This is a genomic window from Bacillus sp. B.PNR1 (assembly GCF_030386235.1).
Lineage (GTDB): Bacteria > Bacillota > Bacilli > Bacillales > Bacillaceae > Bacillus > Bacillus stercoris.
In genome coordinates this window covers 16,281-41,779 of the sequence record NZ_JANYMN010000006.1, presented here as the reverse complement: position 1 = coordinate 41,779, position 25,499 = coordinate 16,281, and the positions used below count along the sequence as shown (strand labels likewise).

Annotated in this window: 26 protein-coding genes and 2 tRNA genes; all 28 read right to left on the bottom strand. The window is 43.2% G+C overall.

What is annotated here, in order from left to right; all coding sequences use genetic code 11:
• Positions 1 to 43: 43 nt before the first annotated feature.
• Complete coding sequence (gene hpt, locus NZD81_RS21005) at positions 44 to 586, bottom strand: hypoxanthine phosphoribosyltransferase (protein ID WP_014662497.1); 543 nt, start codon at positions 584 to 586, stop codon at positions 44 to 46.
• Complete coding sequence (gene tilS / locus NZD81_RS21000) at positions 583 to 2,001, bottom strand: tRNA lysidine(34) synthetase TilS (RefSeq protein WP_136655085.1); 1,419 nt, start codon at positions 1,999 to 2,001, stop codon at positions 583 to 585. The genes hpt and tilS overlap by 4 nt, the downstream gene beginning before the upstream one ends.
• 103 nt (positions 2,002 to 2,104) lie before the next feature.
• Positions 2,105 to 3,121: a serine/threonine protein kinase PrkT gene (prkT, locus tag NZD81_RS20995; protein WP_289861131.1), complete on the bottom strand. Its 1,017-nt coding sequence runs from the start codon at positions 3,119 to 3,121 to the stop codon at positions 2,105 to 2,107.
• Complete coding sequence (locus NZD81_RS20990) at positions 3,087 to 3,824, bottom strand: vWA domain-containing protein (protein WP_003243782.1); 738 nt, start codon at positions 3,822 to 3,824, stop codon at positions 3,087 to 3,089. Before NZD81_RS20990 ends, prkT begins: the two co-directional genes overlap by 35 nt.
• 84 nt (positions 3,825 to 3,908) lie before the next feature.
• On the bottom strand, positions 3,909 to 6,392 hold the full coding sequence (spoIIE, locus tag NZD81_RS20985; RefSeq protein WP_069150731.1) for a stage II sporulation protein E: 2,484 nt from the start codon (positions 6,390 to 6,392) through the stop codon (positions 3,909 to 3,911).
• Positions 6,393 to 6,592: 200 nt separating this feature from the next.
• Positions 6,593 to 6,664: transfer RNA gene (locus NZD81_RS20980), tRNA-Glu, on the bottom strand.
• Positions 6,665 to 6,673: 9 nt separating this feature from the next.
• Positions 6,674 to 6,750, bottom strand: a tRNA-Met gene (locus NZD81_RS20975).
• A gap of 168 nt (positions 6,751 to 6,918) precedes the next feature.
• The gene (locus tag NZD81_RS20970) at positions 6,919 to 7,305 is read right to left on the bottom strand and encodes a S1 domain-containing RNA-binding protein (RefSeq protein WP_003218379.1); all 387 of its coding nucleotides are present in this window, start codon (positions 7,303 to 7,305) and stop codon (positions 6,919 to 6,921) included.
• An 80-nt stretch (positions 7,306 to 7,385) separates the two neighbouring features.
• Positions 7,386 to 7,763 carry a cell division protein DivIC gene (gene divIC, locus NZD81_RS20965; protein WP_040081060.1) on the bottom strand — a complete coding sequence of 126 codons (378 nt, stop codon included), beginning with the start codon at positions 7,761 to 7,763 and terminating at the stop codon, positions 7,386 to 7,388.
• Positions 7,764 to 7,780: 17 nt separating this feature from the next.
• Entirely contained in the window at positions 7,781 to 8,416 is a 636-nt protein-coding gene (yabQ, locus tag NZD81_RS20960) for a spore cortex biosynthesis protein YabQ (protein ID WP_282373898.1), read from the bottom strand.
• Positions 8,413 to 8,715: a sporulation protein YabP gene (gene yabP / locus NZD81_RS20955; RefSeq protein ID WP_003226714.1), complete on the bottom strand. Its 303-nt coding sequence runs from the start codon at positions 8,713 to 8,715 to the stop codon at positions 8,413 to 8,415. Before yabP ends, yabQ begins: the two co-directional genes overlap by 4 nt.
• Positions 8,716 to 8,793: 78 nt before the next feature.
• Positions 8,794 to 9,054: an RNA-binding S4 domain-containing protein gene (locus tag NZD81_RS20950; protein WP_003226716.1), complete on the bottom strand. Its 261-nt coding sequence runs from the start codon at positions 9,052 to 9,054 to the stop codon at positions 8,794 to 8,796.
• Between the two features lie 2 nt (positions 9,055 to 9,056).
• The gene (yabN, locus tag NZD81_RS20945) at positions 9,057 to 10,526 is read right to left on the bottom strand and encodes a bifunctional methyltransferase/pyrophosphohydrolase YabN (protein ID WP_289861130.1); all 1,470 of its coding nucleotides are present in this window, start codon (positions 10,524 to 10,526) and stop codon (positions 9,057 to 9,059) included.
• Positions 10,516 to 12,114, bottom strand: a complete 1,599-nt coding sequence (locus tag NZD81_RS20940) for a putative polysaccharide biosynthesis protein (RefSeq protein WP_282373897.1) — start codon at positions 12,112 to 12,114, stop codon at positions 10,516 to 10,518. Before NZD81_RS20940 ends, yabN begins: the two co-directional genes overlap by 11 nt.
• A 182-nt stretch (positions 12,115 to 12,296) precedes the next feature.
• A complete protein-coding gene (gene spoVT, locus NZD81_RS20935) occupies positions 12,297 to 12,833 on the bottom strand; it encodes a stage V sporulation protein T (RefSeq protein WP_014662490.1) in 537 nt (178 codons plus the stop codon).
• Between the two features lie 133 nt (positions 12,834 to 12,966).
• Positions 12,967 to 16,500 (bottom strand): transcription-repair coupling factor, encoded by a 3,534-nt coding sequence (gene mfd / locus NZD81_RS20930; protein WP_069150727.1) that lies wholly within the window; start codon positions 16,498 to 16,500, stop codon positions 12,967 to 12,969.
• A gap of 69 nt (positions 16,501 to 16,569) precedes the next feature.
• Positions 16,570 to 16,800, bottom strand: a complete 231-nt coding sequence (fin, locus tag NZD81_RS20925; protein ID WP_003243417.1) for an anti-sigma-F factor Fin — start codon at positions 16,798 to 16,800, stop codon at positions 16,570 to 16,572.
• 59 nt (positions 16,801 to 16,859) lie between these two features.
• Positions 16,860 to 17,426 (bottom strand): aminoacyl-tRNA hydrolase, encoded by a 567-nt coding sequence (gene pth / locus NZD81_RS20920; protein WP_040081067.1) that lies wholly within the window; start codon positions 17,424 to 17,426, stop codon positions 16,860 to 16,862.
• A 106-nt stretch (positions 17,427 to 17,532) separates the two neighbouring features.
• The gene (locus NZD81_RS20915; RefSeq protein ID WP_041521232.1) at positions 17,533 to 18,150 is read right to left on the bottom strand and encodes a 50S ribosomal protein L25/general stress protein Ctc; all 618 of its coding nucleotides are present in this window, start codon (positions 18,148 to 18,150) and stop codon (positions 17,533 to 17,535) included.
• Positions 18,151 to 18,234: 84 nt separating this feature from the next.
• Positions 18,235 to 19,188, bottom strand: a complete 954-nt coding sequence (locus tag NZD81_RS20910) for a ribose-phosphate diphosphokinase (RefSeq protein WP_003218353.1) — start codon at positions 19,186 to 19,188, stop codon at positions 18,235 to 18,237.
• 22 nt (positions 19,189 to 19,210) lie between these two features.
• Complete coding sequence (glmU, locus tag NZD81_RS20905; protein ID WP_040081070.1) at positions 19,211 to 20,581, bottom strand: bifunctional UDP-N-acetylglucosamine diphosphorylase/glucosamine-1-phosphate N-acetyltransferase GlmU; 1,371 nt, start codon at positions 20,579 to 20,581, stop codon at positions 19,211 to 19,213.
• A 192-nt stretch (positions 20,582 to 20,773) separates the two neighbouring features.
• A complete protein-coding gene (gene spoVG, locus NZD81_RS20900) occupies positions 20,774 to 21,067 on the bottom strand; it encodes a septation regulator SpoVG (protein WP_003218346.1) in 294 nt (97 codons plus the stop codon).
• 194 nt (positions 21,068 to 21,261) lie between these two features.
• Complete coding sequence (gene ridA / locus NZD81_RS20895) at positions 21,262 to 21,639, bottom strand: 2-iminobutanoate/2-iminopropanoate deaminase (protein WP_003226738.1); 378 nt, start codon at positions 21,637 to 21,639, stop codon at positions 21,262 to 21,264.
• Positions 21,636 to 22,493, bottom strand: a complete 858-nt coding sequence (gene purR / locus NZD81_RS20890) for a pur operon repressor (protein WP_014662485.1) — start codon at positions 22,491 to 22,493, stop codon at positions 21,636 to 21,638. Before purR ends, ridA begins: the two co-directional genes overlap by 4 nt.
• Positions 22,494 to 22,548: 55 nt before the next feature.
• A complete protein-coding gene (gene ispE, locus NZD81_RS20885; RefSeq protein WP_071582136.1) occupies positions 22,549 to 23,418 on the bottom strand; it encodes a 4-(cytidine 5'-diphospho)-2-C-methyl-D-erythritol kinase in 870 nt (289 codons plus the stop codon).
• Positions 23,419 to 23,563: 145 nt separating this feature from the next.
• Positions 23,564 to 23,749, bottom strand: a complete 186-nt coding sequence (locus tag NZD81_RS20880) for a small, acid-soluble spore protein, alpha/beta type (protein WP_040081073.1) — start codon at positions 23,747 to 23,749, stop codon at positions 23,564 to 23,566.
• A gap of 159 nt (positions 23,750 to 23,908) precedes the next feature.
• Complete coding sequence (gene veg, locus NZD81_RS20875) at positions 23,909 to 24,169, bottom strand: biofilm formation stimulator Veg (RefSeq protein ID WP_003218330.1); 261 nt, start codon at positions 24,167 to 24,169, stop codon at positions 23,909 to 23,911.
• A gap of 210 nt (positions 24,170 to 24,379) precedes the next feature.
• Positions 24,380 to 25,252 (bottom strand): sporulation-specific protease PrtG, encoded by an 873-nt coding sequence (gene prtG, locus NZD81_RS20870; RefSeq protein ID WP_040081075.1) that lies wholly within the window; start codon positions 25,250 to 25,252, stop codon positions 24,380 to 24,382.
• Positions 25,253 to 25,499: the final 247 nt, after the last annotated feature.

Sequence of the window (25,499 nt, the reverse complement as noted above, 5' to 3'; positions counted from 1 at the left end):
CATTCCAATACAAACAATAACCATCTCGGAAGCAGGCTGCCGATCAGCTTTCATAAACTGCCGGTTTTAACACTCCGATATAAGGCAGATTGCGATAGCGCTCAGCATAATCAAGTCCGTAACCCACTACAAACGCGTCAGGAACTTCAAAACCTACAAAGTCTGCTTTGATGTCCGCTTTTCTTCCGCTCGGTTTATCCAAAAGGGTAACAATCTTAATTGATTTTGCTTTACGGTATCGGAAGAGCTCTACGAGATAACTTAAGGTTAACCCACTGTCGATGATATCTTCAATAATTAAGATGTCCCGGCCCTCTACAGATGTATCCAAATCTTTAATGATTTTGACTTCTCCAGAAGAAACCGTAGAATTTCCGTAGCTTGATACATCCATGAAATCCATTTCCAAATATGTATCAATATGCTTGATAAGATCCGCCATAAAAGGAAGTGCTCCTTTTAACACACCGATTGCCAACGGAAATGTATCTTGATACTCGCTCGTTAATTCTGCGCCTAACTCTTTTACTTTCTCTTGTATCTCTGCCTCTGAGATCAGTACTTTTTCGATATCATGTTTCATCATGATTTTGCTTGCCCCCTACACTTTTCATGCTGTCTATATTGTAATACAATGCGGTCGCTGTTTGGAATCACAAGATCTTCAAAAATTGATTTTTTCAAGCCAGGTATCCAGATAATTTCACCGCTTGCGTCCGTCACAATCGGCCAGTTGTCTCTTTCTTGGAGAGGCATTTTCTTATCAATAAATATATCCTTTACCTTTTTTGAGCCGTTCATCCCTTTTAGTTTGATCCGGTCTCCAGCTTTTCTTGTCCGGATTGTTAAGGGAAATTGCACCTTTTTTTCACTTGTGATAAAAACAGCATTCCCATGTTCTTCAGGCGAATCCGTATAATGCTTTGCCTCTATCAGATATCCATTGGGGAGCACTGCCGTTTCATCAGCAGCTCCGCTTATTTGGTATTCAAAGGGAACATTTTTGCACTGCCATTGTTCAAATGTAAACAAACATGTCTGATATGATTTGACCACCTTCAGCCCTTTCGGAAAGTCCAATACTCCTGAAGGACCGCCATTTTCCGCCCAATCAAGAAACTGTTGAATGTGATGGGCTGAAAAGGATGATGGAACGTTTTCATAAAGATAGTTTAATATTAGTTGAACTCCTCTTCTTTGTAAAGGCATCGGGAGGGCAAGCAATTGAGAGGAATTGATTTCAACTGATGTATTAGACTGGCTTGTGATTACTTTATTCATTTCATCTTTCGTTAATGACTGTAAGAATTGCTCATCTTCCGTCAGTGCTTCACTCACTTTCTGAAACCTTTTATGCACATCCGGAGACTCCTTTTTCAAGAACGGGAGCACTGTTTTTCTGAATCTGTTTCTTGTGTAGTCATCTTTGGCGTTGCTTTCATCCGTCCGGTAGCTCAAGCCGTTTTCACGGCAATAGCGAAGGATCTCTTCCTTTGTAATCGTTAGGAACGGCCTGATGATCCGCCCCGTCCCAAAACGTCTAACCGGCTGCATTCCCGCAAGCCCCGTTCCAAGCGCGCCCTTAGCCAATCTCATAAGCATTGTTTCAACCTGGTCATCTCCATGATGAGCAAGCGCCAGATAGTCCGCTTGGTGCTTTGACATGATTTCCTCAAAAAACTGATAGCGGCAATCACGTGCTGCAGCCTGCTTATTGAGTCCTTTTTCCTGTGCATATGCGGTTACATTGATTTGAGCCGTTTCACACACGAGCTGTTGAGCCTTACAATAAGCTTGGACAAAACGCATATCCTCCTCGGATTCCGCGCCTCTGAACCGATGATCAACGTGAGCTGCAATAATATTTGCTGAACGGCCGCATAAAGTATGCAATGCGTGAAGAAGAGCCATTGAGTCCGGACCGCCGGAAACGCCTACAATAATTGTCGCCCCTTTTAACGTAAGATTGTGTTTGCTTAAAAAATCTTTGACACTTTTCACAATGTCCTCCTCACAATGAGCAGGTATTTTAAAGATATTCATATCCTATCACTTTCAATCCCTCCAAGCAAAGAAGAAGCATAGGCTCTGGAGTTTGCGCCATTCAGATTAAGAAAAAGATAATGTAGGCGAAATAAAGCGCTAAAACACTGATCACGATGAGCGTTGTTTCAAATAACCCCCCAGACTTAGCCGGTTTCTGTTTTGGGGTGTACCGGGTCTTCGCTACTTTTCCTTGACGAGGTTTTTGCTGCCTCTGTCGTGCGGCAGGCTGCGGTGATGTTTTTATAGGTTGTTTTCTTTGTACTGCTTTTTGCCCCGCGTCGAGCATATCCTTCTTCATTTCATCTGCCGATTGATATTCTCCGTTCAAGGCTGAAAGAAGCACTTTTTTATACTTATGCAGCAACGGGTTTCCTTCAACGAGCGACCTAAGCTGTTCTTTGGGCTGGTTTGTTTTCTTAAATTCTTTTTTGTGCACACTGTTGATCATAATCATAGCAACCGCGAACAAATCGTAGGATGGCTCTGCCTTTCTTGTTCCATACCCCCAATAGCCTCTGTCATAAAACTCCGTATACTCTTTTATCGCCCGGCCCTCCTTTGTCGTGCCGCCCACATCAATACAGCGGATCCTTGCGGGGGGGCCAGTTACGATCAGATTATCAGGTTTAAGATCGCCGAATATCCATCCTTGCTGGTGAAGCAGCGATAAACTGGATAATAGCTGAATCATTAATACCGGTATCCATTCTGCTCCTTTATCACTGACATACTTCAAAAGCAGCGGCCCTTTTATGTATTCCATTGCATAAAATGAAACTTTCGTATTGGCACTGGGAATATAGGCATCATCCGTATCAAAAAAAGAAGGCCCCATCGTAACGGACTGGGCCTTTGAGAAAGATTTCAAGACATTCACTTCAGAAGTAATCGACAGGCTGTCATCACTCACCTTTAAGGCAACATGTCCATCTGATGCTTCTGCCAAATACACAATTCCATTGGCCCCTTTAACAAGCTGTTTACGCAATGTATAAGTGTTTCCATTCCACTTGCCTTTGATTGTCGTACCAGGCTTTAGGCTACATGCCAAACTCGTCAAAGCGTCGTTCATCATCTGCCAGCATGCCCCTTCTTGAGCGTATTTTTTCAAATTGCAGTGTCGCTTCACGAATCGCCGGACCTGTCGGCGTGATGCCTCCTGTCGAAAGCTTTGCAAAGAGGGTGGAAAGAGATTGCAGCTTCGGTGTCCAGTTCAGCACAAGCTCGACCTCTTGTTTTTTCCCGGGAAATATACACATCGCAAATTCGTTATTCCCGATTCGGGAATTGAGGCTGACAGACAAATCAATCAGCGCCTCTTTTACTGTTGGAAGCTTTGGCGCCATACTTGCACTTGTATCAACAAGAACCAAAACCTGAAGATGCACCGTTTCTCCAAGCTCGTCTACCACTTCCATGACTTCGCCGCGTTTTTCCGGAGAAAGCTCTTCCATTTCCACATTCTTTCCGAGAATTTGTTTCAGTTCTTGATTGACGACACCTTGCAGGGTTTGCGTCATCGCTTTTTTTGTTACCATTTGAACGGTTTGTGAAAGCTGAGATGCATAAACGACCTGGTGCACGCCGCCTCCGGCAAGTGCAATCCCTTCAACTTCCTTCATAGCCTCAGGGTCAATTTGATTTTCTTCCATTATACCTATGACGTTTACCGTAATCCCCTGCTCTTTAGCAAAAGCAGCCATTGCAAGCGGGTCTTCCCCATGGTTCGAGCAGCCATCCGTTATCAGCAAAATTTGATTTAAATGTCCGTTATTCACATTCATTCCTCCTGGAGAATACGAGGATTCTCAGATTCATATATTCCCATCTTCGCCAGAAGAAATTTGATTTATACGGAAGCGTTATGAAATTTCTTGTTTGTTTTGAAAGATTGCCGGAACAGGAATGGATGCCCACTTCGGTGTATTGTGATCAATCCGGACGACAACAACAGTCATATCGTCCTCAATTTGGCCGGACCTTGTGCGGATGACTTCTTCCATAAGCAAATCGGCAATCTCCTGCGGGTCATTTGTTTTCAACCCTTTCATTTTACGCTTCATCCATAAGTCGTGATTTTCCACATGCTTAGGCCCCTCAAAAATGCCATCACTCATCATAATTAAGAGGTCACCCGCTTTTAGCTGTTCACTCACAACCTCCACATCGAATTCATTAATAATACCGATTGGCAGATTGCTCGCTTGAACTTTCATGACCTGGTCACCCCGTTTGATAAAGCTAGGCGTCGATCCAACCTTCAGAAATTTACAGCTTGCATCTTGTAGATCGATAATAGATAGGTCAAGCGTGGAATATATCTCGTCAGTTGTCCTTAAGGACAATATGCTGTTAATGGTTTTAATTGCTATTTTTTCATCAATGCCGGATTCAAGGATTTTCTCAAGAAGCTTGATCGTTTCATTGCTTTCAAAGTGCGCTCTTGCGCCATTGCCCATTCCGTCACTGATTGCCGCAGCATATTTTCTGGCTCCTAGCTCCATCATGCTGTAACTGTCGCCGGAGACAAGGCCGCCGCCCTTCGCAGCGTGTGCTGCACCTGTAGACACCCTGTATGATTTAGTTGATCCAAAGGCGACATGGCTGTATCCATTCGGATGCGGAGAGTGCTGTTCGGCTTTCACAAGAATTTGTTCTTCCAGAATGTCAGAAAGCATAGGGGCAATGATTTTTTCACTTTCTCCATGTCCGCTGAACGGAATCGTCATTTCAATATCGATATTTCCTTGTTCAAGGCTATAGATCTCTACATGCTGAATCTCAATTCCGAAATGCTGAAGTGCCTCTATGATTTGCTCTTCCTGCAGAAAGTGCTGTTCTCGCTCTCTTTTTATTTCCCGAGAAAAGTCGGCCATGACCTCAGAAACGCCTAAAAGCTGTTCGGCAACAAGACGCCTGCTGTCCTGGACTTTTTTCTTGAGCGTCAAATGGGCATGATGATGTGCGAGCTCATCCTCAATCAGCTCTTCAACCTGCTTTGATTTAGAACAATGCTGATGAAACTCTTTTTTCAGCCTTCGGTTTGATGCATATTCTTTTTCTTCTGTTTCAAGCATAACTTGTTTCATTAAGTCATATGTTTTATCAAAGTTCTGTACCCAGCACCTGTTTTTCTTGTAACACGTCTGACAGGAATGCTCCGTGATTTTGCTTAAAAACAGATCCACTTCGCTGTCATCTGTCTGTTCGTCTGATGCTTGGTAAAAGGTTGCAAAGCTTTCAGACAGCGCGTGAAATACATTGGAGAACTGGTCTACCTTCTGAGCAGTGACATCTCGGATTTTTCTTGCGTATTGCTGCTGCTCTTGAAGATGCTCCACAGTTCCCGGAATATATCTCGCCACTTTCCTTGTAATAGATTGAGGTGTGAGCAAAAACAGGCCGACTGCGATTAGTGACTCATAGAGCGTTGTCATCAGACCGGCAGAGCCTTCACCATATAAAGATATAAGGAGCGACCCAACGATCAGGCCGATCGCCGCACCTGCTTTTTTCCCTTCCTTCAGCAAGCCGCCTAATAAACCGGAAAAAGCAAGCAGACTCATTTGATAGAGGTTTCCGATATTCGCTAAGCCAAGAATCAGGCCGGTCACGACGCCAACCGTACATCCAATGCTTGCTCCGCCAATAAAGGAAAAACTCAATACAACATAGCGAGCCAATATATGTTCTGCCTGCATCCCTTGGTAGGACAAGCCGGCCAGTCCCGTTAACACAGAAGCAATCAGGATCATAAAGCAAATGATTTCCTCTATTTTTAATGATTGTTTCACTTTTTTCACAGTGAAAACTGGAAGGCTCTGAAGGAAAATCAATGTTAAGATAAACGATAGTCCAGCCTCAACGACAGCCATTACATAATCATAGGTTGTAAATGCGCCATTTTGGGCATAAACAAACCCGGCTCTTGCTGCAGCCATGGAGAAGAACACGACAATCGGGAGTGCTTTTACGCGATCGTCGGTAATGAAAGCAGCCACTTTAGAAATTACGAAGAATGCCAGCAATGCCGCTAGTATGAGCAATGAGTGCTTCGGAGATATAGTCAGCGCACCTGCAAGCACGGCCAAAACCGCATAAAACGCTTTGTCTCTTCTGATGAGAAGCATCGCTCCAAAGAAAGGAAGTGCGAAAGGAAGCACCTCGGATAATATGAAAGCTCGTCCAAGCAAAAATCCGATGACGACATAAATGAATCCTTTATAGAAAAACAGTGAATGCAAATGATGGGTCACCAGCTTCGTTCCCCTGTTAAAAAACGATTGGAGTTTTTCCAAAGCCTGTCCCGCCATTGGCCCGTTCACTCTTCTTTCTGCTTTTTCCATTCCTCTCATCTCCCACCTGTTATATTCGTTGCCTGTCATTATAGCGAATACACAGATAGGATTTTGTCAAAAGAAGGTAACAATACCGAAGAAATCTTCGACGGTTTCTGCCTTGATATTCGTTTATCAAAAGAATTTCTGGAATGTTGTCTAAAAATGAAAAAAATCGGTTTCTGCAAGAGAAACCGATTTTCTTAGGATGACCCGTACGGGATTCGAACCCGTGTTACCGCCGTGAAAGGGCGGTGTCTTAACCGCTTGACCAACGGGCCAAACAAATATGGTAGCGGCGGAGGGGATCGAACCCCCGACCTCACGGGTATGAACCGTACGCTCTAGCCAGCTGAGCTACACCGCCATATTGTTTTGTGCTTCTAAGCACAAGTTATATAATACAAAGGTTTGTCTCTTTCGTCAACAGAAACTTTAATGTTGTAATTTTCTAACTATTAGAGAGGGTGAGGATAATAAAAAAGCATCCGTCGGGATGAACGGATGCTTCATTTATTTTATAGAAAGCAGCAAGTTATCCTCTTCTTGCTCCGCGCCCTCCACGTTTTGATTCCGTATTGCGTTTTAAAGATGACAAGCGATCTTCGCTGTCTTTTAAAAACTTATTCATTTTCTGTTCAAAAGATTCTTTCGGACGGAAATCATTTCTAGGTCTGGCTTGCGGACGGTCTTTAGCTTTTTTAATAGATAAACCAATTTTCCCGTCTTTTTCAACGTTGATGACTTTCACTTCAACTTGGTCGCCGACTTTTAAGTGGTCGTTAATGTCTTTGACATAATTATCAGCTACCTCACTAATGTGAACGAGACCGGTTGAGCCTCCAGGCAATTCAACAAATGCTCCAAAATTTGTAATACCTGTAATTTTCCCTTGCAACTTGCTGCCAACTTCAATCGACATAAAAAAAGTGCTCCTCCTTAGGCTTATAAAAAGATCGTTTGCTTAATTATACCTAAATAAAAATTTAAGTGTCAACAAGGCTACTTGCTCTTCTTCTCCACATTGAAGATAATTTCTCCGTCTCCAGACATGAATAAGTCCCTTCTGGCAAGCTCTGTGACGTAATCCTCATCCTTCAATTTGGATATTTCTTCTTTTAAATCCGCTTGTTTTGTCTTTAAATTTTTCAGTTCTTTTTCAAGCTGTTCTTTCTTTTCTTCTTTTGCGCTAAGGGAAGATGTTTGGGACCATACAGAGCTTGCCAGCACAATTGCCGTCAGGAATACTAGGGCGCCGAATACAGTCAACCGTCTGTACAGCCCTTTGCGTCTTCTTTTCTTCAGCTGATTCTGCCGTTCCACTTGTTCTTTATAGTCGTTTTGTATTTCAGTTATCGTTCGTTCCCTGGAAAAATTCAAACCAGACGGTCCTCCTTTCATCTCTTCAAAAAACTTGTGATGGTCGTTCTTATGGTTATCAATAGTTTCTTCTTCTTTTTGAGAAATCCTGCACCTTTTTCAAATAAACGTCTAAAAGTTAGACGCATTCTCACAGGAAGAAGTTTCAAACATTGTTTCACGATAAAACGGATCGGAAAACACAGAACCATGACTATTTTATAAAGACACAGCAGGAGAAAACAGATCAGGCGGTATGTTTTCTTGAATAAAAATGCCACCATCCAGATGATCGCTCCGCATGTCCACACAATAGGACGAAATAACACGTGCTGAATGAGTTTTTTGAAGAATTGATAAACAGAAACAACAAGGTAAATGACGAATTTCAGTATTTTTATATAGATTCGTTTGCAAAGGCTCTGATACGTCGCAATGCCCAGCAGAACCGCTAAAAAGATGTAAATCCTGAATTCTCCCTCATTTACATGAAGCAAGACATAAAAGAAAAGCAGCCCTTGCACAATCCAGAAAAGAATATCATGAATAAATAATAGCCATCTGGCTGTTTTAGCACGAATGACAAAGAGCCGGTATGTATCAAGCGAAGCACCAAGCCAGAGACCCATACCGGACATCGCCAGCATTGTATAGAATTGTGTCGTCAGCGTCATTTAAACAACTTGCTAAAAAATCCTTTAGCTTTATCCCCTTGTTGTTCGTCTAAGTACACTAAATCAAATACCCTGCCTTTAATAGAAACAATCCCTTTTTCCACATCTAGATTTTTCATCTGCAGGTTTTGGCCTCTGACGGAGAGCATTCCCATCACCGTTTCTAGCAGGAATTCTTCATTATCGAAGCTCTCCACATGCTTAACCCCAGAAATATCTAAATGCTTCCGGCCTTTCATTGTCACATCATGCTGTTCCGGAACAGACGAAGAACCTTTTTGATCATAATATGAATTCATCTATTCAGCCCCCATATCCTCGATACTTTTAGCACTATTACTGCATTGTATGAGGAGGGGGATTTTTTTAGAACAAGCCTATTCGCCGAGTTTTTCTTCTTTTAGAATCGTATACATGTTTGCAGCTTCTTCTTTTTTCGTTGTGTCTTTCAATTCATTAACTTGAACCGTTACAAGCTTTTGTCCGAAGCGGACCGTTAGTTCATCTCCCGGTTTTACGTCAGAGCTTGCTTTCGCCTGGTTTCCGTTTATAGAGATTCGTCCTTGGTCAGCTACTTCCTTCGCTAGTGTACGTCGTTTGATCAGCCGTGATACTTTTAAAAATTTATCTAATCTCATATCTATGATCTCCTCTCAGTTTCTTTTGCTTCGTTCCACAGTTTGTCCATGTCCTCAAGAGACATATCAGCCAGCTCGATTCCCTTTTCCTTCGCTGTTTCTTCAATGTATGAGAACCGTCTCCGGAATTTGTCATTAGTCATAGTCAGCGCTTCCTCTGGCTCTATTTTGTAGAAGCGGGCTACATTCACCAGCGCGAACAAAATGTCGCCAAACTCGGCTTTAAGATTGTGTTCATGAGGAGCTTCAGAAACCTCAGAAGAAAATTCCTGCATTTCCTCACTTACCTTTTCCCAAATATCGCTGACGTCTTCCCAGTCAAAACCGACCTTCGCTGCTTTTTTCTGCAATTTAGCAGCTTTCGAAAGAGCTGGAAGAGTCTTCGGTACGCTGTCTAATAACGATGATTCAGATGTGTTTTTTTCAGCCTTTTTTATATCTTCCCAATTTGCCAATACATCGTTCTCATCCTGAACCTTAACATCTTTAAACACATGGGGATGTCTTCGGACCATTTTTTCACTGATTCCTTTTATGACATCATCAATTGTGAAATAACCTTCATCTTCACCAATTTGCGCGTGAAGCAAGACCTGAAGCAAAACGTCGCCAAGCTCTTCGATCATATGGTCTGTGTCTTCTTCGTCAATTGCTTCGAGAAGCTCATAACATTCTTCAATCATGTACTGCTTTAATGACTGATGCGTCTGCTTTTTATCCCACGGACATCCATTAGGTCCGCGAAGCTCTCTGATGATGCTTCGGAACGTGGAGAATTCGTGATAAAGCAGCTTCTCTTCTTTAATCGGCGGAATATACACACTTGTTAAGTTATTCAAGGCGACATTGCGGTCCAGCTCAAATAATGGCACTGTCCTGATATCTTCGTCACGGCTGCCTGCTGCAGTCACGATCACGACCTCATAATCATCAGGCAGCTTCTCCATTAATGTCAGCTTCACTTCTGAGGCCGTCATTTGGTCGTAAACCTGACATATAATCAAATGATGGCTGAGCTCTAGCTCATCCGCGGACAATGTGCCGGCATCCACAAATTGAAAACCTTCAATCGGGTCGATTTGCAAGGCATTGAATGTGGCATCAAGGAAACTTTGTCCCCCTGCGACTTTCACTTGAACATTTTCCTTTTCCTGCCGCTCCGTCAGCAGCTGAACTGTTTTTTCTGCGACAAACGGGTGTCCCGGTACAGCATAAACCACGTCCTCACGCTGCGCCGCTTCAAAGAGGATGTCAGCAATTTCTTCATATACCGCCTCAAACTGATCATGCTTCTCATATATATCGTCAAAGTAACGGATGTTCTTCGTTTCTTTTTCAAGCTCCTCAATTAAAGGATGATCCTTGGTTCTGACATACAGCGTATCTGCCTTCGTCAGCAGCTTGTGTATACCAATTGTCAATTGGTCCATGTCTCCGGCACCAAGTCCGACGACAGTAATTTTACCCGCCATTTTGTTCTCTCCTTCTCATGAATTTGCTTAACTTGCTGCCGAATGGCACACTGTTCAGCTCTTCATCTGTAAATATTCCCAATCTCATCATACAATAAATAAACACCGCGCCACCAATAGCAACAGCAGAAAGACTCTCAATCACAGCCGCTCCTCTTCCTGTTGCAGGAAACAAGAAAGTCCAGAGACGCGTATACACAAGCAAAACAGCTGACATCAAAAGAGCAGATCCAATAATCGGAATCAAAACACCTCTAAGCTTATCGAGCCATTCCTTTTGCCGAAGCTGATACAAGTTAAGGCCGGCGACAGCAGCAAAGGAAGCCGCTGTCGCAAGCGATGCACCTTCAATCCCATAGCGCGGAACCAATAGAGTGTTTAACACCCATTTCACTGCAACACCCATGCCTACCGCTATCGCAGGAAAAACTGTGTACCCCGCGCCCTGTAAGACTGCCGCTGCCGTTACCGCCATAGATGCAAACAAAATGGAGCTGCTAAATATTTGTAACGCACCTGTCCCTTCTCCATTTTGAAACAACATGATATTCACCGGCTTAAGAATACAAATTAACCCAGCCGATGCGCCTGTACCGAGCACAAGGCACAGTTTCAAAGATGACGTGATTTTTTCTTTCATGATCTTCAGCTCTTTGTTTTTTACAGCCATAGAAATATACGGAACGAGTGACGTCGCAATGCTTATGGCAAACACTGAGCCGAGCTGCAGCAAGGGCTGTCCCCGATCATAAATTCCCTTTAGGCGTTTCGCTTCTTCGCTTGCCTCACCACCTGATAGCAAAGCATATAAATTCAAAGCATCAACAAGCTGGATAAACAAAAGCAGCAAACTGCTTACACAAATTGTAACCGAATATAACAGCAGTTTTTTCGTCAATTCTTTTGTGGTGATGTCATTTTCATTTTGCCTACCCGTTTGCTTGTCTCTTTTCATTTTGAACCAAAAAAATCCGAGTATTATCAATGCAACGAAACTTCCGGCAAGAGATCCGGAAGCTGCTGCCGCTCCCGCAGTATAAAGTGAGGCTCCTTTTTTGACGAGCCAAAATGATAATCCTAAGAGCACCGCAACTCGCAGAAACTGCTCTGTCATCTGTGATAGGGCCGAAGGGAGCATTTCGTGCCGCCCTTGAAAACCGCCTCTAAGCAACGCGACAAATGGGAACAACAGAAATGCATACGCGGTCACTTGAATTAACTCAGCGAGATGCGAATCCCCCATAAAGAGCGCGATGGGAACAGCACCCAAATATAAACAAAGAAATAATAACATACCGATTAAAGACAAAAACCACGCTGATATTTTTAATATAGTGTGATGATTTTTTTCGCTATAATCATTCATCAGTTTCGAAATAATGACCGGAAATCCTGATGTTGATAGCATAACCGCAATACCAAGAAAGGGATATACCTGCTGATATATATAGAATCCAACATCGCCGACAATGTTTTGAAACGGGACTCTGTAAACGGCGCTTAAAATTTTTGTGATGACGCCTGCCAGAATTAAAACAAATGCCCCCTGCCAAACCCAATGCCGTTTAACGCCTATTGAATCGTCCATCCAAAAGCTCCTTCCCAACGTCAAGGGCAATACGGTTCACGTATTACCGCGGCACAAATAAAAACGAGGTTATTATACCATATCCCAACCCTTGGAATCCTATTTCGGCACGCATGAAAAAGAACAGCGTCTCAAAGGAGAGCTGTTCTTTTCATACCTATTTTCGATAAAAGGAATAAGACCTACTGTTCCATTTGACGAGCCAAAAATCCAGCTGCTGTTTCAACGGCTTTATGCTCTACTTCGCCCATTGATTGATCTTTTGAAAAAATCACCACAGCACCTATCGGATCGCCATTCGCCACTATTGGGCCGACAGTATAAGAATTCATGTCCTCATCTATGCCATTCACAAGCTGCACTGATTTCGCATCACTCTCAAGCACAGAGCTGCGCTGATCCATTATTCTTTCCAGCATTTCGCTGATTGACTTGTTTAAGTAATCTTTTTTGGAGCTGCCAGACACGGCAATATATACATCACGATCACAAATCAGCACTGAATGGCCGAGACTGTCGTAAAGCGCGTCTGCATACTCTTTTGCAAAGTCTCCAAGCTCACTGATCGGAGAGTACTTTTTCAAAATCACTTCTCCGTCACGATCCACAAAAATCTCAAGCGGATCGCCTTCCCTGATTCTCAGAGTTCTTCGAATTTCTTTAGGAATCACGACCCGACCTAAGTCATCAATACGACGTACGATACCGGTTGCTTTCATCTCTGGTGCCTCTCTTTCATTTGATGGTATATATGTGGGAAAGACCTAAAGCAGTTACTTTATGTACCTTCCGCCTCGCTTGAAATTAGTATCCGTCACATCAAATGTAATATACACCAGAGAGTAACAAAATTTACGTTGATGAAATGGTTTGCTTTTTCACATTTTTTAAGCCCTTCAGCATGCCCAGCACGGTGTCGAGCCACTCATCGGCACTACGGCCTTTCGTCTGTATGGAGATTTTGAGTTTTTTCCCTTCCATTCCCAGTCCGATTTGTCTGCCATATTGATTGCCAAGCTCAAACAGCTTCTGTCCGTCAATTTCAGCACTTGCTTCTTCAGAGATCGTCAATCTGACAGCGTCTTTATCCTGCTTAATCAGCTCGACACGTTCCTGTCTCGCATAAACCTTCATTTCTGCAACAGTAAACAAGTATTCGACTTCTTTTGGATAGTTTCCAAAGCGGTCGATCATTTCATCCTGAAGCTCGTTCTTCTCTTCGATTGTCGCCACAGATCTAAAGCGTTTATACATATCAATTTTCTGTTTGCCGTCTTGAATATATGTTTCTGGAATATACGCATCAAGCTCGACATCAATTTCTGTTTCAAACTGCTCTGTCTTCGCTGTGTCTCCTTTACGTTCTTCAATGGCCTCTTTCAGCATTTGGGAATAGAGGTCAAATCCGACCGAATCGATGAAGCCGTGCTGCTGGGCGCCAAGAAGATTCCCCGCTCCGCGAATGGTTAAGTCACGCATTGCGATTTTAAAACCGGAACCTAGCTCTGTGAATTCTTTAATGGCCTGCAGCCTTTTTTCAGCTACTTCTGTCAGCACTTTATCCCGACGGTATGTGAAGTACGCATACGCCACACGGTTAGAACGGCCGACACGCCCCCGCAGCTGGTAAAGCTGAGAAAGCCCCATCTTGTCGGCGTCAAATACGATCAGCGTATTGACGTTCGGGATGTCCACGCCTGTTTCAATAATGGTTGTACTGACGAGAACGTCTGATTCTCCTTCAAGGAAACTTAGCATAACGGTTTCTAATTCATTTTCTGTCATTTTTCCGTGGGCGTACGTCACCTTTGCGTCAGGGACAAGCATTGAGATCTCATCCGCTTTCCGCTCGATGTCCTCTACCCGGTTGTACAAGAAATAGACCTGGCCCCCGCGTGCAAGCTCACGTTCAATTGCCTCTCTGACAAGAGCGCCATTGTATTCCACAACATACGTCTGTACGGGGAAGCGGTTTTCCGGCGGGGTTTCGATGACTGAAAGATCCCTTACGCCAAGCATAGACATATGCAGCGTACGCGGAATCGGCGTTGCTGTTAGCGTTAAAACATCAACATTGGCTTTTATTTGCTTGATCTTTTCTTTATGGGTTACACCGAAACGCTGCTCTTCATCAATGATGAGGAGCCCTAAGTCTTTATACACGACATCTTTTGATAGCAGCCGATGCGTCCCGATGACGATATCAACCGTCCCGTTTTTCAATCCTTTGATTGTTTCGTTTGCTTCTTTTCTTGTTCTGAACCTGCTGAGAAGGCCGATATTAATCGGATAGTCCTGGAAGCGCTCTTTAATGGTTTCATAGTGCTGCTGTGCCAAAATGGTTGTCGGGACGAGCAGAGCTACCTGCTTTCCGTCGCCGATCGCCTTAAACGCGGCACGTATGGCAACCTCTGTTTTACCGTAGCCCACATCTCCGCACAGCAAGCGGTCCATCGGACGTTCTCTTTCCATGTCTTTTTTGATTTCGTGAATCGAACGAAGCTGATCCTCAGTCTCTTGATAAGGGAAAGCTGATTCGAATTCACGCTGCATCTCATGGTCAGGAGAAAACGCGTATCCCTTGCTCGCTTCTCTTTCGGCATAGAGCTTAATTAAGTCATCAGCAATATCCTGAACGGATGTCTCTACTTTTTTCTTAACCCGTTTCCATTCGCTTCCGCCTAATTTATATAGCTTTGGCTCTTTTCCTTCGGAGCCGACATATTTTTGCACCTGATCAATTTGTTCTACAGGAACGTAAAGCTTGTCACTTCCCTGATAATGAATATTTAAATAGTCTTTATGAATTCCGTTGATTTCAAGGGTTTCAATTCCCAGGTATTTTCCGATCCCGTGATTAATATGAACGACATAATCACCAATTTGAAGCTCAGAATAGCTCTTGATGCGCTCTGCATTGGTAAGCTTCTGTTTTCGCGGCTTCTTTTTCACACGGTTTTTGAACAGTTCTTCTTCCGTAATAACAGCAAGCTTCATTAATGGCAGCTCAAATCCCGATTGGAGCTCGCCTTCCATGATATAGACCTGTCCCTGAACAAGCGCTTTTTTGCTGTCTGTCACGGCGGCCTCGATATCATAATCAGCCAAAACAGATGACAATTTCTGTGTACGTTCCTTGTTTGCTCCTAAGAACACAACAGTGAAATTTGATTTTTTAAAACGCTCCATTTCACCCGCGAGCACGTTCATTTGCCCATGGAAACTCTGCATTTGACGGCCTGACACATTGACGATATTTTGCGGGCTCGTATGCTGTACATGCCGCAAAAATAAAGAATAGTACAGCAGAGGCCGTTTTTGCTCAGCCACTATTTTTTGGAAGCTGAATGACAAACGAATGTCATGCAAAATCTTGCCTTCCTCAAGAAGATTTGTTATAAACTCTGCTTCTTCTTTTTGAAGCTGTTCTTCCATCTCATGAATCCGGCTGACTTCATCCAAAATCAGAAGTGTATTTTCAGGTGTATAATCTAGTAAACTAGCAGGCTTTTCATAGAAATATGAGAGATACTTCACGAGCTCCTGATCTGTCTGGCCTTCAGACAAGCGTTCTTTATCGTGAGAAATATTCGCATGAAGTATTTCTTTTTGCTTGTCAGCCTTTAATTTTTTCAAGCTCGCAGCAAGACCGCTATCGATTTTCTCCATCGCCCGTGCTTTTTCTTCCGGTCTGATAATTAATTCCTTCGCAGGACCGATATTGATCGAAGTAAGGGTCTCAATTGACCGCTGATCATCTGAATTAAAGCTGCGGATTGAATCGACTTCAGTGTCAAAAAGTTCAATTCTCACCGGATTTTCTGAAGTAAGCGGATAAATATCAATGATTCCTCCGCGAATACTGAATTCTCCGGGCGCAGATACCATATCAGACCGTTCATACCCTACCTCCACCAGCCGTGACGCTAGCTGGTCAGGTTCGATATCATGCCCTACTTGAATGAGCATCTGGCTGCTTTTCCACACCTCTACAGGCGGCAGCATTCTTCTGATGGCAGCTACAGGAGCAACGACAATCGGCGCTTCTCCATTCGTTAATCTATTAATGACATCTAATCGCTGCGCCCGTAATTCAGGGCTTGCCACTGCGATTTCTGATGAAATGAGTTCATTGACGGGGTACAAAAGGACAGACCGATCCTCCAGAAGTGAAGTCAGATCATCTGTTACTTTCTGGGCTTGATATAAGTTATGGGTGATGAGAAAGATAGGCTTATTCGTTTCATTAGCCAGGGCAGAAGTAAAAACAGAACGCGCGGAACCCGACAGACCCGCGAGCAGTTGTTCCTTCAGGCCCTCGTGTAAACCGTTGATGATGGATTTAAAGTCATCGCTTTCTTTTATAAAGGTTTGAATGTTGTCCATATGGCCCCTCCTCTCTGTTTCCTGTGAGAACAGAAAAACGCTTTGGTCTAGTGTCTACACCAAAGCTTTTTATTGAATAAATGTGTGATATTCGTGGTAATGCGGATTTCGGTCAAGCGCCTCTTGGCAGTCTTCACATATCGTCAAAACATGGACATCTCCATTTTCTTTATAAGAAATCATATCGTTTCTTTCCTCATTTGTTAAGTGCTGAAATCCAAGTGAGTCTGTCGATACCATTGAAGATTCGAGACTGCCTACTTTCACTCCGCAATGACGACAATAATAATGCAAAGCCATACAAGGGACCTCCTGATCAAAAAGTCATTTTGGTGTAGTATGGACTTTGTTGTTTCATTTTATACCTTTGCGTTAAATTCGTTCATGACTTCTAAAAACGGTTTACTCAGAGAAGCCTCACAAGCCTTCACAGATTTATCAACCGCTTCCCCGATCTCAGGTGCCTCCTCCTTTGTAAAGGAGCCTAACACATAATCAACGACCTTCATGCCGTTTACAGGCCGGCCGATTCCGATGCGGATACGGTCAAACTCGGATGTTCCAAGATGCTGGATCAGTGATTTGATGCCGTTGTGCCCTCCGGCGCTTCCTTTCGTTCTTAACCGAATCTTGCCAGTCGGAAGGTCGAGATCGTCGTAAATGACTGTCAAATCTTCGTTATCGACATCATAGTAATCCATTAAAGGCCGCAAACATTCTCCTGATAAATTCATATATGTAAGCGGTTTAACAAGTAGAACCTTTTTGCCGGAAACAAATCCGGTTCCGTATAATCCGTTAAATTTATTTTGATTCAGCTCTATATTCCATTCCTTTGCAAGCTGATCTATCACCATAAATCCGACATTATGCCGTGTATTTTCATAGTTCTTTCCCGGGTTTCCGAGACCGGCAATCACAAGCATGGCGAATCCTCCCTTAGTCACATAACTCCCGTCTTCATAAACGGGCTATAATTCTTCTCATTCTAGCACAAAAGACGTAACCGCGGGAGGGTTACGCCTTAAGCTATTATTGTTCTTTGTTTTCACCTTCAGGCTGAGCATCAGCAGATTCCTCTTCATCGATCTCAGCTGCTTCCTGCTGCTGCGGAGGAAGGATAGAAGCCACGACCTCATCTGATTCATGATGAAAGGAGTAGTCACCGCCAGCAGGCAAATCCGCGATCGTCAGTACTTCATTTACATCGAGATTAGAAATATCAGCCTCAATCGTTTGCGGAATGGCTTTTGGCTTAGCCTTTACAGTAAGTGCATATAGCGGCTGCTGCAATACGCCTCCGTTTTTCACACCAATGGCTTCTCCGGTCAGATGAATCGGAACTTCCACTTCAATGTCCTCACTCATATTGACTACTTGAAAATCAGCATGAGTGATTTCATTTTTCAGCGGGTCCGTTTGCAGGTCTGTCACCATGACAGAGTGTTTTTCTCCGCTGACCTCAAGCGTAATGACTGCATTTTTGCCTTCGTCCCTCAGCGTTTTGATCAGCTCCACACTGTCTAATGACACTGGTTTGTTGCCAGTATCCTTCCCATATATGATACCTGGAACATGTCCTGAAGTACGGATATTCCGAAGAGATGAACGAGTAAAGTCCGTTCTTTCTTTTGCCGTTAAAGTTGCCATATTCAGCACCATCCTATTATCGTTTTAATTGTCCTATTACAAACAATACCCATAACGATTAGGATTTAAACCTCAAAAAACGGTTTAGCTGAACAGATAGCTGACTGATTGCTGCTCATGAACGCGAATAATCGCTTCAGCCAGAAGCGGCCCGACTGAAAGCTGCTTAAAGCGTTCAATTTTCTTTTCTTCAGGAAGCTTGATGCTGTTTGTCACAACGAGCTCTTTAATTGTTGAATTATTAATTCGTTCAACCGCAGGGCCTGATAGTACAGGGTGTGTACAGCATGCATATACTTCTTTCGCTCCGTTTTCTACGAGCGCATTAGCAGCAAGTGTAATCGTACCTGCAGTATCAATAATGTCATCGATGAGGATAGCAGTCTTCCCTTCGATATTACCTACAATATTCATAACTTCCGCCACGTTTGGACGCGGACGGCGTTTATCGATAATCGCAATCGGCGCTTTTAGTCGGTCAGCCAGTTTGCGGGCACGTGTCACACCGCCGTGGTCTGGTGAAACAATGACGATATCTTCAAGGTTTTTGCCTTCAAAATATTCTCCTAAAATCGGAACACCCATTAAGTGGTCAATCGGTATATCAAAGAATCCTTGAATTTGCGGCGCATGCAGGTCGAGTGCAATCACACGAGTCGCACCAGCTGTTTCAAGCAGGTTAGCGAAAAGTTTAGCTGTGATTGGCTCACGGGATCTTGCTTTTCTGTCTTGACGCGCATAACCGTAATAAGGAATAACAATGTTAATCGTTTTTGCAGAAGCGCGTTTTAACGCATCTACCATAATCAGCAGTTCCATAATATGCTCGTTAACGGGGTCACTTGTAGACTGGATGATGTAACAATCACATCCGCGAATACTTTCTTCGATATTAATTTGGACTTCCCCGTCACTAAATCTTGTGACAGAACATTTCCCTAATTGAACTCCAACTATATCTGCGATTTCTTTTGCAAGCTCTGGATTCGAATTCAAAGAAAAAATCTTTAAATTCTTATCTCCGTATTGATTAGACATGGATAAACCTCCGAATTTAGGATTATTTTTTATGAATATTTTTCACATAATCGTCTTTATTAACTTGTCTCGCTCTGGCAATAGCAAGCGCTTTTCCAGGTACATCTTCCGTAACAGTTGAACCTGCCGCCACATAAGCGCCTTCTCCGACTGTGACAGGGGCAACCAAGTTGGAGTTGCAGCCGATAAACGCGCCATCTTCAATTTTTGTCAAATACTTATTCTTCCCATCATAATTGACAGTAATTGAACCGCAGCCCAGGTTTACATCAGTGCCTACCTCAGCATCACCGACATAGCTTAGATGAGATGCCTTGCTTCGGTCTCCGAATTGAGTCTTTTTAATTTCTACAAAGTTTCCGATCTTCACTTCATTCCCGATGACAGAATCAGGTCTGATGTGAGCAAAAGGTCCTATGTTTACATCATTCCCCACTTTACTGTGATTGACTACCGATTGTTTAATAACCGTACGGCTGCCGATGGAACTATTCATAATCTCCGTATGAGGGCCAATTATCGTATCTTCTCCGATTTGCACCTCACCTTTAATTACAGTTCCAGGATAAATCACAGTATCGCTTCCGATAACAGCGTCAGGAGAAATATACGTATTCATCGGGTCAATCAACGTCACGCCATTTTGCATATGCCGTTTATTAATACGCTCTTTCATAAATTGTTCTGCTTGAGAAAGAGCAACTCTATCATTAACTCCGAGCGTTTCTTGGAAATTACCAGTCTGGTAAGCGGCAACAGTTTCGCCTTCATTTTTAAGAATCTCTATGACATCCGGCAAATAATACTCGCCTTGGGCATTATCATTAGACACCTGATCAATAGCCCGGAATAGCGCTTCATTGTCAAAACAATACGTACCGGTATTGATCTCAGTTACAAGACGTTCTTCTTCAGAGGCGTCCTTATGCTCAACGATTTTTTGAACCGCTCCGTTTTGGCTGCGAATAATGCGGCCATATCCGGTTGGATCTTCTGCAACCGCAGTTAAAATCGTAGCTTTCGCTTCTCTTTGTGTATGTTCTTTCAGCATCTCTTCCATCGTCTCTGCTGTTAAAAGCGGCGTATCTCCGCAAATGACAATCGTGACGCCTTTTTCGTCAGCAAGAAATGGCTGTGCCTGTTTTACAGCATGAGCAGTGCCAAGCTGTTCTGCTTGAAGCGCGTACTCGCTTTTATCACCAAGCTGCTTTTTCACTTCTTCCGCACCATGTCCGACAATCGTGACAAGCTTCGATAAAGATAATTTTAAGGCTTCGTCCACGACGTGCTCTACCATAGGCTTACCGCAAACTGGATGAAGGACTTTATAAAGCTTCGATTTCATTCTCGTTCCTTGTCCAGCCGCTAAAACAACTGCAAACCGCTTATCCATTTATTGGCCTCCAATATCCCTTTTATCCATAGAAAAATATATCCTAAATATCTTCTGATTTCAAGGAGACTTCATGAAGTGCAAGAATTTTCTATTGAGTGCAAATACGTTTGAAAAATCAGAATTAAAAAAGGACCGCCGGCAAAAGGCTTATGTCAGCCCTTTCAGCAGTCCTTGCTTTTTGGTTATTTTTTAAGAAGCTCCAGCTTCTTCGAATTCTAATGCTTCAGTGTCACCCAGACGATGATACTCATTTAACACGGCATCTTGAATCTTTCCTCGCGTGCTTGAATTAATAGGATGAGCAATATCGCGGAACTCTCCATCAGGGGTGCGTTTACTCGGCATCGCAACGAAAAGACCATTGTTTCCATCAATCACACGAATATCATGTACAACAAATTCGTGATCCAGCGTGATGGATGCAATCGCTCTCATGCGACCATCGGTATTCACGCGGCGTAATCTTACGTCAGTAACTTCCACAGTAGTTCACCACCTTTTCCCTATATAAAAGCATTAGTGTATCAATTCCACGATTTTCTCTGAAATCCTGCTCGTTTTTAAAATATTTTTTGAAAAAATAGGATATAGTTACACAATTAGGTCATATCGCTTTTATTTCGGGCATAAGGTAAATAAAAAAGTGATCCCGGGCACTCCCAGAATCACTTTTCTTATTATTTTACCAATGCAATAACTTCAATTTCGACTAGCGCATCCTTCGGGAGTCTTGCGACTTCCACACAAGATCTCGCCGGTTTGTGAGTATCAAAATATTGTCCGTACACTTCGTTTACTTCCGCAAACTGTTCCATATCCGCGATAAACACAGTTGCTTTTACAACTGTTTCAAAAGAAGCACCCGCTTCTTCCAGAACCGCTTTTAAGTTGCTGAATACTTGATGAGTCTGCTCCTTAATATCTCCGTTCACCATTTCGCCTGAAGGAGTCAAAGGAATTTGACCTGAGCTGTAAAACATATTGTTGACGATAATCCCTTGTGAATAAGGCCCAATTGCCGCTGGGGCATGTTTTGTGTGGACTGCTTTTGTCATGATTCTGTCTCTCCATTCTTTAAAAGATTGTCTTTAAAAAAACGCAGAAAATTGCCATTCTGAATTTCAATGGACTTCTCTTTCATGTTGATGGTTGAAAGAGTAAGAAGTGACATATATTCATCAACAAGACGTTCATCTACTCCTTCGGCCTCTACTAAGACGCCGATTCCCGCCACATTTGCGTTAAACTCATCCAACAGGTTAATCATACCATTTATTGTGCCGCCTGCTTTCATAAAGTCATCAATAATGAGTACGTTTGAACCCGTTTTCATGCTTCTTTTCGCAAGTGACATTGTTTGAATGCGGTTTGAGGAGCCTGAAACGTAATTAATGCTGACTGTGGAGCCTTCTGTTACCTTATTGTCTTTACGAACGATCACAACAGGCACATTCAAATAGCTCGCAGCTGCGTACGCAAGAGGGATGCCTTTCGTGGCAACGGTCATGACAACATCAATATCGCGCTCTGCAAACACGGAAGCAAACAGCTTCCCTACCTTGGAGAGTACAGATGGCTTTCCTAAGATATCCGTTAAATATACATAACCGCCCGGAAGGATACGTTCAGGATTTGCCAGCGACTGTCCAAGAGTCTGCACAAACTCTTCAGCTTCAGCCTGCTTCATTTTCGGAATATATTTAACGCCTCCGGCAGCACCGGGAACAGTAAGCAAAGTACCGATCCCCTGCTGTTCAAAGGTTTGTTTAATAATTGTTAAATCTTCACTGATCGATGATTTTGCAGATTCATACCGCTCAGAGAAAAAGGTTAGCGGTATTAACTCGTGCGGATGGGTTAACAAGTAATTTGTTAAGTCCACCAATCTGCCGCTGCGACGAAACTTCATGAACTTACCCCCAAAATCCGAATATTTTAAGATCAATATAACTTAACATACGGATTTAATCAAGAGCGTTCTGTTCGCCGATCATTCTCACCGCATAAACTTGATCGCAGAAGCCTCTTAACCCGTTATAAATTCTCTGCACCTTCGACTCATACTGAACCAGTCCAAACACTGTCGGACCGCTCCCGCTCATTAACACGGCATCTGCACCAAAGCGTTTCATCTGGTTTTTGATCATCGCGACTTCAGGATGCATATCAAGCGTAACAGATTCGAGCACATTGCCTAAACGGCTGCACATCTTTTGAAAACTCTTTTCCTCTATCGCCTCGATCATGCCTTGTACATCGGGATGCTCTATGTCATCCAGTTTCAGCGCTCTGTACACTTCAGCAGTTGAAACACCGATTGTCGGCTTCGCTAAAATGACCCAGCAGTGCGGAGGCGTGCTGATATGTTTAATTTTCTCGCCGCGCCCTGTTGCAAGTGCAGTTCCTCCATAGACACAAAATGAAACGTCGGAGCCAATTTCCGCTCCAAGCTCAGCAAGCGTTTCCGCAGAAAGATTTAAATTCCACAGTCTGTTCAGCCCTCTGAGCGTCGCCGCCGCATCACTGCTTCCGCCGGCAAGACCGGCAGCCACCGGAATTACCTTCGTAATCATGATGGAAACTCCCTTTTTCACGTTGTATCTGTCCTTGATCAGCTTGGCGGCCTGATAAGCTAAGTTTCTTTGGTCATCAGGCACAAAACGGTTGTGGGAGGAAACCCTCACTTCATCCTCTGCCAGCTCCGTCAATTCAATTCGATCAGCTAAATCAATTGTCGTCATGATCATTTCGACTTCATGATAACCATCCGGGCGTTTTCGGGTGACGTCAAGTGACAGATTGATCTTGGCTGGCGCTTTTTCTAAAATACGCATAGCTTTCACCTACTTCTCCATCTAAACATAAGTATGAACATTGTATCACATTTGAAGTACAGGATGAACATATCCATATTCAGCCCATTATGTATTTATATCCAATATAAAAAACCGGGGAACGGCACGTCCCCGGGTCACATCCTTATCGGTTATTATGATTCTGAGCCATTTGCTGTTCAGCGATTTCAATGGCGCGCTTTACCATATTACCAGCATCGCGGGCCCGAATTTCGCCCCAACCGCCATTTTTTACTGTGTCATAAAAACCAAGGTCCTTAGCCAGCTCATATTTAAACTCATCTGACATAACTCCACGACGTCTGCCCAAACGAAACAACCCCTTTTTTAGAAGTGATAGCCATTCGTGCACGTCACGATAATATGTGACTGTTTTATCTTTTGTTAAATCAAATGGAACTTTCGTTAAAATTACTGGAAACCAAAAAAGGGCAAAACAAAAAGCAGTAAACAAAAGGTTCACTGCCCGTTAAAATGCCACTGAGCTTGCTGCGTCATCATTAAATGTCAGCTCAACAGTCTCAGTCAAAATATCAGCATAACTGTATGAAACTCTTTCAAACGAGTTCTCGTCTTGATCTAGTTGTATCACAAAAACAGAAGGGTACGTCTCAGCTAAAATGCCCGAACGCTCAATCGTTTTTCGGCGGCCACCGTTTGCTTTTAACGTCAGCCTTTTACCTAAATTCCCATCAAGCGATCTTTTAATATCGGACAACGTCTTCGCCATTGCATCCACCTCACTACATTTATTGTACAACACGAGCCCATTTTTGTCAAATAAAATTTAAATTATATCAACGTTAATAAGACGTTGTCAATAAAATTATTTTGACAAAATTCTATGATTCCTCAATTATGTTCCGCAAGTTTCGGTAAATTATGTATCATTATGCAAAATAAAAAACCCGCATAGATCTACTATGCAGGTTTTCAACTGTTAATTGGACTTATAAGGCATGCCAATTCTCAGTACTCCTCTTGTTTCAATACCTCCAAGCCCTTTCTCTCTTGTCAGCGTATTACGGAGCACTTCCCATACATTGATCCGTTCCATAAACGGTGTAAAGCTGATCTTCGCGACGATATATACCGGATCAAGCGCATGAATATTTACTCTTGATGGTGAACTCGCAAAATTTGCACCCGCTCTGATGAGTGATTCAAAATGGGATTGGCAGGCCCCCGCAAAAATAACAAGCTGATCTAAGTGAGGGATCTTTTTTCGGGCTTTATGAACGGTTTCAACAAAGTGCTTAGAATGTCTGTACGCGTTCAAATCATCAATGCCGCCCTTTTGCTTCGAATACGCATCATGCCCTGTGATCACCAGGATATCTGGTCGATATTTGTCGAGCAATTCTTCAATAGAAGCAGACATTTTCTTTTCGTGGCAATGGATGCCATAGACCGGCACTCCTATTTTTTTATAGACATTCAAGCATTTTTTCAGATATGCTTCGTCACCATCCAGATGAAGCACTTTGCCAGGCATATGGAAATAATGCTCCTGATGCTGATATTGGCTTGTCGCAAAGTACTCCTGCTTTTCTCTGAGCAGCTTATAATCCTGGCGGAGCAATTCGAGCGACTCATTCATTCTGCTCTCATCTTTCTTTTTCCGCATCATCTGCTCATCCTTTTTCACTGCCACCAGATCAGAAAAATCCGAATCAGCAATCAGCCTGACTTCATCTCCATGCAAAATGGCAATTGAATTTCCTTTGCTTGTTTGCTCTATTCCTATAATTCGAAACAAAACATCCATCTGATAGGATTTTCTGGCTACCATATCCCCTATTTGAAATTGCACGTTCCTCACTCCACACATAGACTAAGCCTCATCATGAAAGAAAGAGCCTTGAGAAAGCGCCTTTTTTCGCTGAGTCCAAGTTTTTTCTTATCATTGAATGAAAGGTCCTTCTCTAGCCTATGTAGCGGCAGTCCATGTGGTGCGCAAAACAAAAAGCCCTTTTAGAAAAGGGCTTTCCTATTGTTGAAAACCCTTGAAGTCTAGGAAAGGCGAGCATCGGAGCGCAGCGAATGTTATAATTCGTGAG